Source organism: Thermaerobacillus caldiproteolyticus (genome assembly GCF_013761245.1).
GTDB lineage: Bacteria > Bacillota > Bacilli > Bacillales > Anoxybacillaceae > Thermaerobacillus > Thermaerobacillus caldiproteolyticus.
The window spans coordinates 76,747-91,970 of the sequence record NZ_JACDUT010000011.1 but is presented as its reverse complement, the minus strand read 5'-3'; the positions used below and the strand labels follow the sequence as shown (position 1 = coordinate 91,970).

Sequence of the window (15,224 nt, the reverse complement as noted above, 5' to 3'; positions counted from 1 at the left end):
TCCTTACTGTACCAAAACGAACGATGTCATCTTGGACATTGTAACAGTTATCATACCATTTCCATACCGCATTTGCAATAAATACCATCTTCAAATATTTCCCTTTAGAAAAGCTTCTACCTCTTTAAATAGTTGTTCACGGTCAGGACCATGACAAACATGGTGGTGAGAAGAAGGCAAAAAACACAATTTTTTTAAGGGTGAACCAACGTTTTCATATAAATAATGCGCGCTTTTTATCGGAACAATCCCGTCTTCCTTTCCATGAACGATGAGTACAGGAATATGTACGTCAGGTAAGCGCGGACGGACTTGGCTCACTAGCTTTCGGAACTCTAATACCGCGGTAATGGGAGTGAACAAGATTTTATGCTTATATCGTACAAACAATGGGTTTTCTTTTAATTTTCGCCGCAAACCATCACGAATCATATTGCGCATATCTTTTAACAGCTGCCGCGGATTCACGTAATAAAACGCAGCGCTCAACAAAACAAGTTTGTCGATGCGATATTTCGTCGCTAAGTAAGCGGCAATGACTCCTCCCATCGAAAAGCCAATGACATAGACAGTTTCGCATTCTTCCATGAGCTTTTGCAATTCTTCTTCTGCGGCTCGAAACCACCGGTCATATGTAATTCCTTTGAGCTGTAATGTCTCACCATGACCGGGCAAGGTTGGTGTCTCAATAAGCCAATCCGTTTTTTCACGCAAATAGTTAGCAAGCGGTTCTACTTCATAAGGCCCACCAGTGAACCCGTGTATACATAAACAGCCAATCATCGAAAATCACCATTTCTTTGAAAAATCGAAAGCGACAGTAAGAAGCAACATCCCTACTTTTCCACAAAATCGACACTCTTACACCCTCTACTGCCGCTTGGCGATATCGAATTGAATAACAGCTATTGCAAATAGTTCAGCAATTCCTCAAGCTTCATGCCTCTGGATGCTTTTAAAAGAATAACATCGTTAGGAGAAAGCATAGAGACGAGATCTTTGGCTAATGCATCTTTGTCATCATATGCTTTTACACGCCCGGATGGGAACGAATCTTGCGCCTCCAAAGCAATGTGTCGAGCCAACTCTCCGTACGTCAACACGTAATCGGCTATATTCGGTTGCAACATCGCACCGATTTGTTGATGAAAGTCAACTTCCTTATCGCCAAGCTCCAACATATCTCCTAAAACAGCAATTTTTTTGGCATATCCCGTTAATTCTCCAAGCAACTCAAGCGCCGCTTTCATCGATGTCGGACTGGCGTTGTAGGCATCATTAATAATCGTCCATCCACCTTTTGTTTTTGTCACTTCCATCCGCATACGAGTAACTTGTAAGCCAGAAAGACCTGTCTTGATCTCTTCCCAGCTTACTTCGAAAAAGCGCGCCACAGCAATCGCCGCTAATGCATTATACACATGGTGTTTCCCTAAAATCGGGAGAAAGAATGAAGCATCAGGTGCTTGATTGACCGTAAACACTGTTCCGCTCGCTTCTAAAAAAACGGTGAGCGGATAATAGTCATTGCTTTGTTCGCTCCCGAACGTGATGATATGATACGGCAATTCCATCTGCTGTACTCGTTTCGCCAAAAGCGGCTCATCGCCATGATATACAAAAACACCGTTTTCGTTTAATCCCGAGATAATTTCCAACTTCGCCCGAGCAATTCCATCACGTGAACCTAACTCTTGCATATGTGATTCGCCAATGTTCGTAATGACGGCTGCATCAGGTTTGGCCAATCGGGATAGGAGCTCAATCTCCCCGAAATTGCTCATTCCCATTTCTACAACGGCCATTTCCGTATCTTCCTCAAGGCGGAGCAACGTTAATGGTAGACCAATATGGTTATTAAGATTTCCTTCCGTTTTTTGCACTTTATACTTCGTTGACAATAGAGCGGATACGATATCTTTGGTCGTCGTCTTTCCATTGCTTCCTGTAATCCCGATTACTTTTACCGATAGTTGTTCACGATAACGATGGGCAAGACGCTGAAGCGCTTGTAATGTGTCGTCAACAAAAATAAGCGGAACATTTTCCGGCGGATGCGGCTCACTTTCTGCCCATAGCACTGCACACGCCCCTTTCGCAAACGCTTCACTCACAAATGCATGGCCGTTAAACGTTGTTCCTTTGAGCGGAATATATAAATTTCCAAGCTGAATCGTTCTTGTGTCAGTAGAAACTCCTTGAGCGATTAGAGACTCAAACGATGTTGACAAGCCGTGCCCCTCTACCATTTCTTGAATATCGCGTAACGTACGAGTAATCATGTTGTATCCCCTTCATTTCTAAACTTCAAACGTATAGGTAATCGTCTGTTTTTCCTCATGACGCTCAATCGCTAATTGTACGAGACGTTCAATAAGTTCAGGATAAGATACGCCGCTATGTTTCCAAAGAAGCGGGAACATGCTAAACGGTGTAAACCCTGGCATCGTATTAATTTCGTTAATATATGCGACTCCGTCTTCTGTTAAGAAGAAGTCCGCGCGAACAAGTCCGGAAAGATCCAATGCTTTAAACGCCGTAATCGCCATCTGTTTGATCGTTTCATATTGTTCTTCCGTAACGTTAGCTGGAATAATCAATTCCGTATCCCCGTCTTCATATTTCGCTTGATAATCGTAAAATTCTTTTTTCGGCACAATTTCTCCAACAACCGAACAGATCGGCTTGTCATTGCCAAGGACACCGATTTCGATTTCACGACCGACGATTGCTTCTTCAATAATCACTTTTCGGTCGTATTTAAACGCTTCTGCAAACGCTTCTTTTACATCTTCTCGTTTTTTACATTTCGTAATTCCAACGCTCGACCCCGCATTTGCTGGCTTGACAAAACAAGGATAACCGAGCTCCTGTTCCACTTTGCCGTACGCTGCCTCTTCGTTTTCTTTCCATTCGCTTTTTGTAAACGACACATATTTCGCTTGACGTAATCCCGCTTGCGCAAATAAGTTTTTCATCACCACTTTATCCATTCCAACGGCGGAGGCAAGCACACCGTTTCCGACATAAGGAATATTCAATAACTCAAGCAGACCTTGAACGGTGCCATCTTCGCCATTTGGTCCATGTAATAACGGGAAGATCACATCAATGACGGTTTCTTCTTGCTGCTTCGTTCCTTCAACTACAGCAGCCGCTTCCTTTACAACCGGTGTTTGATTTAAAGCAACGGGTAAAATCGCCTTCTCCTCTGCCTTCAATTGAAGCTGCTTGACATCCTTGACTTCTCCCGTCAACTTTTCTCCTTTCACCCATTGTCCTTCCGTTGTAATATAAATAGGAATCACATCAAATTTGTTTTTATCAATGGCATTCATCACCGCCATGGCCGTTTGCAATGATACTTTATGTTCGGGCGATTTGCCGCCATATAAAATTCCAAGTCTCGTTTTCATTCGGGCTCCTCCTCATCTTTTTTCAACAATCTTTATTTTAACACGTTTTCCATCGTCCCGTATGATACTTTTATATGACCAACACAGGTTGTTTCGCTACTTGATAAAAAAAGCTCAAGCGCCCCAATTTTGCCTAAAAACTGCTCGCATCCTGCGGGCAAACGGCGAAATGTCGCCATCCAAGCTCCCGCGTAGACAAACGCTCTTTACCAGCTAGACAGCTTGTCGCTCCAAGGAAGCTGGTTTGAGCACAAAGTTCTCAAGCATCACGTTGTCATGCCATGCTTTGCGCAAGTTTTTTACGAATGTTTATCCAAGCAGCAAAATGGTTTGGCGCTGAAACTAGACACCGATGAACGATTAAAATTTATAATTTCTAATCATTTAGAAAAAACAACACCATCTAACCTTCTATTGTCACTGTTAGATGGTGCTGTTTTTTGTTATTTCAAGAGAACGTGATTTTCCCTCTCATACACCATAACAATTTCTTTTAAGGCGTCCTGAGCGGTTTTTTCGATTTGTGAAAAATACTCAGCAATTCGTTTATAAAAACGATTTTGTTCCACTTCATCATTTAACACGTGCAGGATTCTTTGCTCATAATCGTCAAGGCCGCTTAAATTGTAAATCAGCCCTTTTTCTTCTAGATAACGCAAATTAATTTGTTCTTGTCCTGGTAAATACCCAATCGTAAATAGCGGTAACCGTTTATGCAATACCTCGCTCACCGTTACTCCGCCCGGTTTCGTAATCACTGCATCCACTTCATGATACAGGCAATTCATTTCCTCAATATCTGATATATACGGAAGCGGACGAATATGTGGTTGCCTCCAACTTGAAATTTCCTCGTAAAGCTTCTTATTAGTTCCACATAAAACAGAATATTGAAAGGCACGAGAACCTTCCATTTTTTCAAAAAAATCTATCATATTTCCTAGTCCTTGATTGCCGCCTGCCAGTAAAAGATGGAAAGGCCGTCGTTTCCCCCTATTTTCAACCTTTTTTGACATCAGCTTTTCATGAACAGGAATGCCCGTTACAATGATCTGCTCTTCCTTAATATGATATTTCGTTATTAACTCTCGTTTTGCGTCGGCGTGGGGCACAAAGTGATAATCAATTCCTCTCTTTCCCCAAATCCCATTCATAAAAAAGTCTGTATATACATTGATAACAGGCGCTTTAACAACCTTTCGCTTTTTTAAGCGCTGCAAAATCCGCGACGGAAACGAATGTGTACAAATAATCAGCTGAGGTTGTTCCTTCTCTACCATTTTTTTCATTTTATATTCAAAATAAGGTAGCCATGGCTCGAGATGAACGAATTCTAACCGTCCAAAATCCGGATACATTAACGTTTTATACACATGATGATACAACTTAGGATGTGAACGAATCCAGCGTAAATACATTTCGGAAATAACTTTCTCGATATACTCATTACAATAACTTAAAAAATCTACTTTTTTACATAGGACGGTTGGAAATTGTTTTTGTAAAAAATCAATGAGTGTATCGGCGACTTTATGATGGCCCGAACTCATTTGAAACAGCGGTAATACAAGAATTCTCATCATCGCTAGCTCCCTTTAATTTTCGAATGATTTTTTGCTAAACAATTGCTTGAGCCACAAAGCAAGCAAAAACAAAAGGAAGAACACAATCCCGATTAAAGGAAGGTAAAAGAGTGGAACATGAACATGTTGCCCCAACAACATTCCGACTAACATAATCGGAACAACCCATAACAATGCACCTATCGAAGCAAGCAACACAAACGAACCAAACGGAAATTGGATAACCCCTGACATATATGGAGAAATTTGCCTAATACCTGGAACGTAATATCCAAATAAAATAACCCATTTTCCATACTTTTGAAACAACTGATTCGCTCGCTCCCACTTTTCCGCTTTAATCCCTACATACTTTCCATATCTTTTAATAAAAGGCTGGCCTAAAAATCGGCCAACACCATAAGCTGTTATCATTCCTATTGTAGCACCACACCAGCTCACAACAAAACAATATTCCCACAGTAACTGTTGTCGAGCAATTAATATGCCAAGAAAAAATAACAAGCTTTCCTCTGGAGCAGGAATACCGACAATTCCAAAAAAGAGGAAGAGGAAAATAATCAAGTACCCATACGACTGGATATACGAAAAAATGATATTTGTATCCATACATCCCTCTCTCTAAACAGATGAAATCTGTTTTTTAGTTTGCGCATTCATCATATCGCTAATCGTTACCCATTTCATTTTTCTTGCTCCCTCTTCCTTTAACAATAATTCTAATGCCGCAAGCATATTTTCCGGAGCGTTTTTATCAGCTCCAAACGTATCTCCGCTATCATGGAGAACAATAATCGCTCCATCTTTCAAGCTGTTTTTTAATCGCTGAAACAGTTCGATCACACCGACATGTACCTTCCAGTCTCCAAGGATATTGGTCCACATAATTGTTTGATACTTCTTTTGCAAAAGAAGTGTACATACATTAAAATGCCCCCAAGGCGGCCGATAATAAATTGGACGTTGCCCTGTAATTTGTTCAATCGCCTCTGCCGACTTCCGTAATCCTCTCTGTAAAAAAGGTGGAAATACAAACCAATTGCTAATATGTCGATAGTTATGCATCCCAATTTCGTGACCTTCTTCATGAATTCGCTTGACGATATCGGGATATTTTTTCGCCTTTGTGCCAACAATAAAAAACGTCGCTTTCACTTGGTGTTTTTTTAATATATCTAACAGACGAGGCGTATAATATGGATCGGGACCATCATCGAACGTTAACGCAATCATTCCCGACTGCGTTCCTTTTCTATAAATGCGAAAACCAGTTTTACGAATAAGAATCGTCGGAATGATTCCATAAAATAAAAAGCAACACAAAAAAGCAATCAGCCAAATCATAGATTCCACCTCTTTATTCGACCTCTACTCTTCCACTTTAACAGCAGCAACATCCATTGAAAAATAGTAAGTTATAGGATTTTCGCAGATTTCCATCTTGTTCTTTGCTATAATACAATACGGAGTGATAAAAAGAAAAGATTCAAAGATTCATCGGCATATATTTCAAATTAGAAAAGCACAAATGCCGCATTTCTCTCGAAACCGCGTGCTCTACGCCGATTTCTGCGATTTCAATGATTTGGCCCGAGAGAGCCTAGACGGAAAAAATGAAAGCGGCACTATCTTTGTATCATGATAAAAGACAGGTGATCAGATTGAACAAAAAAATTCTCCTTACCGGCGGCGGATCAGCCGGGCATGTAACCGTCAATTTAGCACTCATCCCCAAACTGAAAGAACAAGGTTGGGATATTTCCTATATCGGTTCACATAACGGTATCGAACGAGAACTTGTTTCTCAAGTGAAAGATGTTCCGTATTTTCCTATTTCAACTGGAAAATTACGCCGCTACTTCGATTGGAACAATTTTAAGGACCCGTTCAAAGTCATCAAAGGAACGCTTCAAGCGTACCAAATTATGAAAAAAGAAAAGCCAAGCATCGTGTTTTCCAAAGGCGGATTTGTCTCTGTCCCCGTAATCATCGGAGCTTGGTTAAATGGCATTCCTACCATCATTCACGAATCCGATATTACACCGGGACTTGCCAACAAAATCGCGATGCCGTTTGCGACAAAAATATGTGTTACATTTCCAGAAACGCTCCGTCATGTCAAGGAACATAAAGGTGTATACGTAGGAGCGGTCGTGCGCGAAGAATTAAAAAAGGGAGACGCTAATCAAGGATTTGAGTATTGTCAGTTTCAAAAAGGAAAGCCCGTTCTTCTTGTCATGGGTGGAAGTTTAGGGTCAAAACGCATTAATGACGCATTGCGTGCCAATCTACAAACACTTCTTTCGGATTTCCAAATTGCTCATATTTGCGGAAAAGGAAATGTCGACGCTCAATTTGCGAATGAAAAAGGATATAAACAGTTCGAGTATGTCCACGAAGAACTGCCTCATCTGATGGCGATGGCGGACATCGTGTTATCACGCGCCGGATCAAACTCGATTTTTGAATTTCTTACATTGAGAAAGCCGATGCTTCTCATTCCCCTTCCGAAAGGGGCAAGCCGCGGTGACCAAATTTTAAATGCCCGTTCCTTTCAAAAATCGGGATACGCCGAAGTACTGTTGGAAGAAGAACTGACAAACGAATCGTTATTAAAAGCCATTTATCATTTATACCGAGGCAGACAGAAATACATTGATAATATGAATAAGTCCGAGGCAAACGATGCGTTAAACAAACTCCTTGCATTGATTAACGAATCAAGCAAAAAGTAACTTGAAAAATCCGGAAAAAAGATTATAATACTAAAAAAGTCAATACCCAATTCGATGACGAAGAGAGTAGTTATATAGAAAGCTCCAGCGAGTCAGGGATGGTGGAAGCCTGATGTGGACTATATAATGAAACGCCCTTCGGAGATGCTTGTCTGAACGCTGATTGGTCAGTAGGACTGGCCGGGGAACTCCCTCGTTAACAACAAAAGCTGGTTCATATCGAACAATCAGAGTGGTACCGCGGGTGACGAGCTCGTCTCTATCAAGAGACGGGCTTTTTTGTTTAATTCAAAGGAGGAGGAAACATGAACTATAAGGTCTATTTTGCCAAACGCATCGCTGATTCACTTGACGAACAGCTTACGGAACAACAAGCATATGAACTGATTGAAACTCCAAAATATGCATCTCATGGAGATTTAGCATTTCCTTGCTTTACGCTGGCAAAAACGCTTCGAAAGTCTCCTGCTCTCATCGCTGAAGAGTTTGCCGTAAAAATGAATGATCCATTATTTGAGAAGGTCGAAGCAAAAGGTGCTTATGTAAATGTCTTTTTAGACAAAGCTGCTGTCAGCAAGCAAGTCGTTGAAGCCATTTTACAACAAGGCAGCCATTATGGCGATTTATCGTTTGGGAAAGAACAAACAATTGTCCTTGATTTTTCTTCACCGAACATCGCCAAGCCGTTTTCCATGGGACATCTCCGCTCCACCGTTATCGGAAGCGCCATCGCCAACATCGCCGAAAAATGCGGCTACAAGGCAGTAAGAATTAATCATCTAGGCGACTGGGGCACACAATTCGGCAAATTAATTGCTGCTTATAAACGATGGGGCGATGAAAGCAAAATTAAAGAAAATCCCATTAAGGAGCTGTTCAGCCTCTACGTAAAATTTCATGAAGAGGCAGAAACAGACAAACAGCTTGAAAGTGAAGGACGGGCATGGTTTAAAAAGCTGGAAGACGGTAACGAGGAAGCACACCGGATCTGGAAATGGTTTCGTGATGAGTCTTTAAAAGACTTCTCCCGCATCTACGAATTGCTGGGTGTTTCGTTTGACTCCTACAACGGAGAAGCATTTTACAATGACAAAATGGAGCACATTGTGCATTTGCTTGAGGAACAAAATTTATTAAGCGAATCGGATGGGGCGATGGTTGTTCGGCTTGACGAAAAAGAATTGCCGCCTTGCCTCATTAAAAAATCAGACGGAGCGACATTATACGCAACTCGTGATTTAGCGGCAGCAGTTTACCGTTATGAAACATACCAGTTTGCTAAAGCCCTTTATGTCGTCGGACGTGAACAAAGCCTTCATTTTCAACAAGTGTTCTCCGTGCTCGAAAAGCTTGGTTTCGATTGGGCAAAAACGATGGTTCACGTCCCTTTTGGTCTCATGTTAAAGGACGGCAAAAAGATGTCAACGAGAAAAGGCCGCGTGATTTTGCTTGAAGATGCCCTCAAGGAAGCGATCGCGCTGGCAAAACAAAATATCGCAGCAAAAAACCCAGGTTTAGAAAACAAAGAAGAAGTGGCACGCCAAGTCGGTGTTGGCGCGGTCATCTTTTATGATTTAAAACATGAACGAACGAACAATATTGAATTTTCACTTGAAGACATGCTGAAATTCGAAGGCGAAACAGGGCCATATGTGCAATATACGTACGCAAGATCCTGTTCCATTCTTCGAAACGCTCAAACAGCAGTGACAAACACCATTCACGGACTAACTACAGAAGAAAGTTGGAAAATTGTCAAACTGCTTGCTTCCTTCCCGAGTGTGATTGAAAAAGCGTACGAACATCTCGATCCTTCTTTGATTGCTAAATATGTCATCGATTTGGCCCAAGCGTTTAACAGCTATTACGCCCACACAAAAATCCTTGTCAAAGATGAAGAACTGAACTCGCGCCTTGCCTTGGTTCAGGCGGCAGCCATTGTATTAAAAGAAGGATTACGGCTATTAGGAATTGAGACGCCGGAACAAATGTAGGCAAGAGCGGGAACATCCTAAAAAACAAACATGGCATCTGTAAAATATAGATGCCATGTTTGAGACTATAAGAAGCGCCAGAAGTTTATAAAGGATATAGCATTTAACATGAACTTATAGATAAGCGGACCATAATAGTGAAGTTATTCAAAAAATATTATTTTCTTTTCTGAAATAAAGGAGCCATTCGATCAACCCGATTTGTCCAAATACCACCTGTATAGTTAGATAGTAAGCATTTATATCTTCGGCTGTATCAAAACCTCTCGAAAAATCGCCACTCCCTCCAACGATCATTACACGAGTATCGACATTCTCCATTCAATTCAAGAAATGATTAGGCTATCCCCATAACCAAAGAGCAATTATTTCAGATATATAGAGTTGGAGATGTTCACACGTCGATGACACAATACCAGCTCATACGATGAAAATATAAGGAAATAAACAATCATTCATGGCAGCTATAGACATGCCTCGAAGGTTCGGGAGCAGTTTTTTAAAGCAGTGATGGGATCATCGCCACCATATGCCGTTAATGGAGCATCGTTTAGTTAGATTCTGTTAAAGGCAATTATTTTTCTAAAATATGTTATAACCAATGAACACGAACGCTTCGAGGAGGTTAGCAGGGGCATAAGTAAGTTATTCAACAACTTGCTTAAATTCTTAGGCACATTGATCCTACGCAAAAAAAGGAAGCCGAGCAATGGCTTAAACGCTATGTTCTGTCGGTGACCGGCTGATTGATAAATTGCATGAAATTCGCTTCAAGGAGGAGTTGAATGTCCTCATTGTGCAAGTGAGTTCGTTGTCCGTTTCGGGAAATACAATGGTCGCCAACGCTATAAATGCAAGTGTTGTCGCAAAACGTTTAATTGATATGCCACATACTGCTCTCTATCGCACTCGTAAAAACAATGAGTGGATTGCTTATGATTAAGGGATATTCTCTACGAAAATCTGCCGAAATCGTAGGGGTTACTTGAGTTACGCTTTTTACAAGCTGCTCAATGCGTTAAAACAAATAGACTTCGAGCAATTTGAAGGTATCGTTGAAGTGGATGAAACCTACTTTCTTACTCCCAAAAAGGCAAACATGATGTTACAGCTCGCAAGTCTCGCCAACGCGTGGTAAATCAAAACATCGAGGTATTAGTGTTCTTGCGGCTCGTGACCGAGCCACATCCACGGTATCCAAAGTGACTTGTATGGGTTAAAAACTCAAGAGGACAAAGCCATCATCTCTAAACTTCATAGCGATAATGTATTGGTTACAAATGCTTGGAGAACTTATTAAGATTTACGCAAAAGAGAAAGTCTTGAAGCATTATCTCATCAAGTCTAACGGTACGCACGCCATTAAGGGCAGCTACCACATTCAGGCTGTGAACGGTGTTCACAGTCGTTTAAAACAATGGAGTGAACGCTTAAAGATGCTGCAAGTAAGTACCTTGAGAACTATTTGGCTCGATTTTGATTCGTGGATAAACGAGGAAATGAATCCACCAAGCAGAATATTAAAGATATGCCACTATCTTCTTTCTCCTTTGAGGTGAATGATACTTATGAAAACATTCATCTTGCTAAATTTTCAATATGATTATCATTGTTTCATTAAAGAGCAGTAATTCATATGGTGCTTGTAATAATATCTAACATTGTTGTTGTGAGAAAAAAATTCTTCGTATTAAATTAAAGAAGATAGCTTAACTAATTTGAGGTGATGATGTTGGTTAGTGATGTGAAAATTGAACAATTAAAATCAATTGAAGAACATATTGATGAGCTTTCGGAACTTCTGATACAGGTAGTAGAAGACGGTGCGTCGATTGGCTTTTTACCACCATTAAAACTTTCAGATGCTAAAAAATATTGGGAAAACGTATTAACCCCTGAAGTGATTCTATTTGTCGCTAAAATAAACAATCAGATCGTCGGAAGTGTACAGTTGCATTTATGTACTAAACAGAACGGTGGTCATAGAGCCGAAATCGCAAAATTAATGACACATCCTAATTATCGACGGAATGGCATTGGTCGTTCACTAATGCAAAAGGCTGAAGAAAGAGCAAAACAGGAGGGGAGGTCATTATTAGTTCTCGATACAAGGGAAGGAGACCCTTCTAATCATCTTTATGCTTCAATAGGTTATATTCAGGCTGGACGGATTCCTAACTATGCGAAATCTGCAAGTGGCGAATTGCATGCAACTATTTTCTATTATAAAATCCTCAGCTAATCTAATGGAACTACAAATATTTTCAACTAACAGGATTCGATAGTTTAATAAATTCAATGGCAAAAGAGGTCGGTCTTTACTCTGTAAAATTAAAGATAGGTGAATAAGTATGATTAACCGATACCATTGGTTTAAAGGATATAAGATTCATCTCTGTACCGCTGTCAAGGGAATCATCTTATCTCTGTGTTGGCACAACGGCAAATCGGAATAATGCCGCAGTGGCTCCAGAACTGCTTTCTTCTTTGCCGAAGCGGAGAATCAAATGAACACTAGGCGATGCTGCATATGACAGCGAAAAGGCCCGTCAGACAGAAGAACAATCAGAAATCCTATTGATTTCCCCCATCAACCGTCGCAACAACGAGGAATAGAAAAATACCTATGGACTGGTTCTTTCTATACTTTTTGAAGACGAGGTTTGACCGATGGCTGTTTGGGCTTCGCTATGAGATAGAATGGATATTTAATGATCTAAAAAATGACGCTCTGGAACAGCCGCGATGGTATGAATTTCAGCGATATTTACTGCATGTGTTATGCTGCACTCTTATGCATAACTTCGAGTTTTTACTCTAGCTTTACAACACCATCTTTATAGAATAAAAAACTATTTAGAATGATTTGAAAAGGGAATTCAGTAGAATAAATAAAACAACGATAGCAACAACAATAAACACTTCTTTTTTACTAGTATTTTCATCTTCTTTTCCTTGCTGTTTTATCTCCCTATACTTTTTTTGGATCTGTTTTTGGATCTGTTTCTTTTTATCATCCAATTTTGTATGAACCTCCTTAAATTAAAAATTAGTATGTACTCGATTTTTTAATGATTTTAACATAGAAAGGACAGGCTAATTTAGAGGTAGCATCAGGAAAACATGATTTATTAAGTCCAATAACAAATCTGAATATATTTTTTACACAAAAAAGACTGATTCCTCCCCTTAATTTAATAGAGAAATCAGTCTTTCTATACTGCTCCCGGCAAGGATTAGCGGGAAGAGCTGTATGCGAAGATCCGTGCGTATGAACTCTATAAGAAGAGTGGTCAGAGATAGCTTCCCCTACTCTATTGGATGAAAAAATTTCCCCTTTATTAATCATACCACTCTGTATAAGCACTATATGATGGATTTGTTAATTTTTCTATTTCCATCAACAAAACTTCGAACATTGAACGTTACTGCACATGTTCCTCCCTTACTAGATAGTTCAAAAGAAGCTACTGTATCGTTAAAAGTGATGTCTTCTTCTGATTTAGAAGGTCTTCTCCACCAGAATAAAATGTTTTGGATTGAGTATAAAACGTTGAAGAGCCTAAAAAGTCCCACTCGCCAACACCTAGTAATATCATTAGAGATTTTGGTAATCCTAATATTAACAGTAGACTGAACATTAATCCCACTTTCAGACTGTCCAAATATTTTTGCCTCTTGTCGTATTTATAATGCTTTTCTCCTTCCAAACGATTCGTAGCTATCTTGCCAACGGAGAATTCGGCGTCCTGCCAGCTCCAGAAGATAATCGGTCAATTTTCCAAGCAACGCAAACAATAGAATGCTGGCAATGATGATCGCCGGACGCCCCGTCGTTTGACCATCAGTCAGAAGAAACCCCAATCCTTTGCTTGCCCCCATAATCTCTGCAGCTACGACAAACATCCATCCTAATCCTAGACCGCTTCGTAGTCCGACAATGAAAGAAGGAAGGGCCGCCGGAAGAAAAAAATGGCGAATCAATCTCCAACCTTGATAACCGTGCACCCACCCCACTTCCAGTAGCCTGCGATCCACTCCTTGAATGCCGGACACTAAATTTAGATAAACCGGGAAAAAGACGCCCAAAGCAATTAATGATATTTTTGAAGTCTCACTAATGCCCATCCATAAAATAAACAGCGGCACCCAGGCCAAGGAAGGGATATTGCGCAACGCTTGAATAAGAGGATCTAACAAATATCGAATTGTACGAAAATATCCGTTCAACACTCCAAACAATAAAGCTAGAGCCGTACCGAGCAGAAATCCCATGCTTACCCGGTATAATGTAATTCCGACATGTTCTAGAAGTTCGCCCTCGCGAAACAAATCCACAATGGTGGAAACGATTTTCAAAGGGGAAGGCATGATATTTGCGGCGATCCAACCGTTAATCGAAGAAATCTGCCACAAGATTACAATAAATATTGGAACGATGAGACCCATTCCGGTGATCACAAAATTTTTGTTCCATTGACGCAACCGCAATCCCCCCTTAATTCTTGTCGATATGTTTTATATACTGCGGATCGATTAAATCGTCGATCGTTTTCTTTATATCCACGGATTTGTCAATGACGCCGCTTTTCAGCAAGATTTCACCAGCCGCTTCAATTGTCTGCTTGTGGACTTCGCCGATGACCGGGTTGGTCAAATCTGTACGGCTGAGCACTTTGGCTGTGACTTCTTCGCTCTGTTTGCTTTCCGCGGCCACGATTTTCACAAATTCGTCCGGATTCTCGATCGCCCATTTTCTAGCTTTTTCATAAGCTTTCAGCACTTTTTCCACAATCTCAGGATGGTCTTTCGCGAAGGCTTCCCTGACATTCAGGAATCCATACGTATTCCAATCCGCGTTGCGGAAAAACAGCTTAGAGTGCTTCTCTATCTCCGTCTGTGCGATATATGGATCAAGTCCTGCCCATGCATCCACATCTCCTTTTTCTAGGGCAGTTTTACCGTCAGGGTGTTGCAGCTGAACGATTTCCACGTCTTTTTCGCTCAATCCCGCAGTATCCAACGCCCGTAGCAAAAAGATGTAAGGATCCGTTCCACGTGTGACAGCGATTTTTTTCCCCTTTAAATCTTTTACCTTTTCTATAGGGGAACCCGCACGTACAACCAATGCTGTCCATTCAGGTTTGGAATAAACATAAATCGATTTGATCGGGTTTCCATTCGCCTTTCCGAGCAGAGCAGCGGAGCCTGCTGTCGAACCGAAATCGATGCTCTTGCTGTTCAATAGCTCTAACGCTTTATTGCTTCCAGCACTGAAAACCCATTCGACTTCGATGCCGTCCTTCTGCAGTTCATCCTCCAACCATTTCTTTTCTTTCAATACTAGACTAACTGGATTGTAGTAAGCGTAATCGAGTTTTACGGTTTTCACTTCTGACGCTGTGGAAGCCGAGCGGTTGCAGCTGCTGAGAATCCCAATTGCGGCAACGATCAGAAAAATGAAGGCGACTTTATATATCTTTGAAATCATCGTGA

Annotated in this window: 13 protein-coding genes, 2 pseudogenes and 1 other annotated feature; of the genes and pseudogenes, 5 read left to right on the top strand and 10 right to left on the bottom strand. The window is 40.8% G+C overall.

What is annotated here, in order from left to right; translation table 11 throughout:
* Positions 1-90: 90 nt before the first annotated feature.
* From HNR31_RS15255 to HNR31_RS15225, 7 genes are all read right to left on the bottom strand, one after another.
* On the bottom strand, positions 91-783 hold the full coding sequence (locus HNR31_RS15255; protein ID WP_181557060.1) for an alpha/beta hydrolase: 693 nt from the start codon (positions 781-783) through the stop codon (positions 91-93).
* 122 nt (positions 784-905) lie between these two features.
* A complete protein-coding gene (locus HNR31_RS15250; protein ID WP_181557059.1) occupies positions 906-2,282 on the bottom strand; it encodes a UDP-N-acetylmuramoyl-tripeptide--D-alanyl-D-alanine ligase in 1,377 nt (458 codons plus the stop codon).
* 18 nt (positions 2,283-2,300) lie between these two features.
* The gene (locus HNR31_RS15245; RefSeq protein ID WP_181557058.1) at positions 2,301-3,416 is read right to left on the bottom strand and encodes a D-alanine--D-alanine ligase; all 1,116 of its coding nucleotides are present in this window, start codon (positions 3,414-3,416) and stop codon (positions 2,301-2,303) included.
* Positions 3,417-3,448: 32 nt separating this feature from the next.
* Complete coding sequence (locus tag HNR31_RS15240; protein WP_181557057.1) at positions 3,449-3,595, bottom strand: hypothetical protein; 147 nt, start codon at positions 3,593-3,595, stop codon at positions 3,449-3,451.
* Positions 3,596-3,859: 264 nt separating this feature from the next.
* Complete coding sequence (locus HNR31_RS15235) at positions 3,860-4,999, bottom strand: MGDG synthase family glycosyltransferase (protein ID WP_181557056.1); 1,140 nt, start codon at positions 4,997-4,999, stop codon at positions 3,860-3,862.
* Between the two features lie 12 nt (positions 5,000-5,011).
* A complete protein-coding gene (locus HNR31_RS15230) occupies positions 5,012-5,608 on the bottom strand; it encodes a DedA family protein (protein WP_181557055.1) in 597 nt (198 codons plus the stop codon).
* Positions 5,609-5,620: 12 nt separating this feature from the next.
* Positions 5,621-6,343, bottom strand: coding sequence for a polysaccharide deacetylase family protein (locus HNR31_RS15225; protein ID WP_181557054.1), 723 nt, complete (start codon positions 6,341-6,343; stop codon positions 5,621-5,623).
* A 317-nt stretch (positions 6,344-6,660) separates the two neighbouring features.
* On the opposite strand from HNR31_RS15225, the gene HNR31_RS15220 reads away from it, so the two are divergent.
* From HNR31_RS15220 to HNR31_RS19480, 5 genes and pseudogenes are all read left to right on the top strand, one after another.
* Positions 6,661-7,734 (top strand): undecaprenyldiphospho-muramoylpentapeptide beta-N-acetylglucosaminyltransferase, encoded by a 1,074-nt coding sequence (locus HNR31_RS15220; protein ID WP_181557053.1) that lies wholly within the window; start codon positions 6,661-6,663, stop codon positions 7,732-7,734.
* A 45-nt stretch (positions 7,735-7,779) separates the two neighbouring features.
* Positions 7,780-7,998: a binding site (T-box leader), on the top strand.
* Between the two features lie 41 nt (positions 7,999-8,039).
* Positions 8,040-9,728, top strand: coding sequence for an arginine--tRNA ligase (gene argS, locus HNR31_RS15215; RefSeq protein WP_181557052.1), 1,689 nt, complete (start codon positions 8,040-8,042; stop codon positions 9,726-9,728).
* A gap of 636 nt (positions 9,729-10,364) precedes the next feature.
* Positions 10,365-11,331 (top strand): annotated as a pseudogene (locus HNR31_RS15210) (IS1595 family transposase).
* Positions 11,332-11,457: 126 nt separating this feature from the next.
* Positions 11,458-11,970, top strand: a complete 513-nt coding sequence (locus tag HNR31_RS15205) for a GNAT family N-acetyltransferase (protein WP_181557051.1) — start codon at positions 11,458-11,460, stop codon at positions 11,968-11,970.
* A gap of 118 nt (positions 11,971-12,088) precedes the next feature.
* Positions 12,089-12,549 (top strand): annotated as a pseudogene (locus tag HNR31_RS19480) (transposase); the annotation flags it as partial.
* Between the two features lie 35 nt (positions 12,550-12,584).
* On the opposite strand, the gene HNR31_RS15200 reads toward HNR31_RS19480, so the two are convergent.
* The 3 genes from HNR31_RS15200 to HNR31_RS15190 all read right to left on the bottom strand — a co-directional run bounded on the left by HNR31_RS15200 (position 12,585) and on the right by HNR31_RS15190 (position 15,219).
* Complete coding sequence (locus tag HNR31_RS15200) at positions 12,585-12,749, bottom strand: hypothetical protein (RefSeq protein WP_181557050.1); 165 nt, start codon at positions 12,747-12,749, stop codon at positions 12,585-12,587.
* Between the two features lie 666 nt (positions 12,750-13,415).
* Complete coding sequence (locus HNR31_RS15195) at positions 13,416-14,213, bottom strand: ABC transporter permease (RefSeq protein ID WP_181557049.1); 798 nt, start codon at positions 14,211-14,213, stop codon at positions 13,416-13,418.
* Positions 14,214-14,226: 13 nt separating this feature from the next.
* The gene (locus HNR31_RS15190; RefSeq protein ID WP_181557048.1) at positions 14,227-15,219 is read right to left on the bottom strand and encodes an aliphatic sulfonate ABC transporter substrate-binding protein; all 993 of its coding nucleotides are present in this window, start codon (positions 15,217-15,219) and stop codon (positions 14,227-14,229) included.
* Positions 15,220-15,224: the final 5 nt, after the last annotated feature.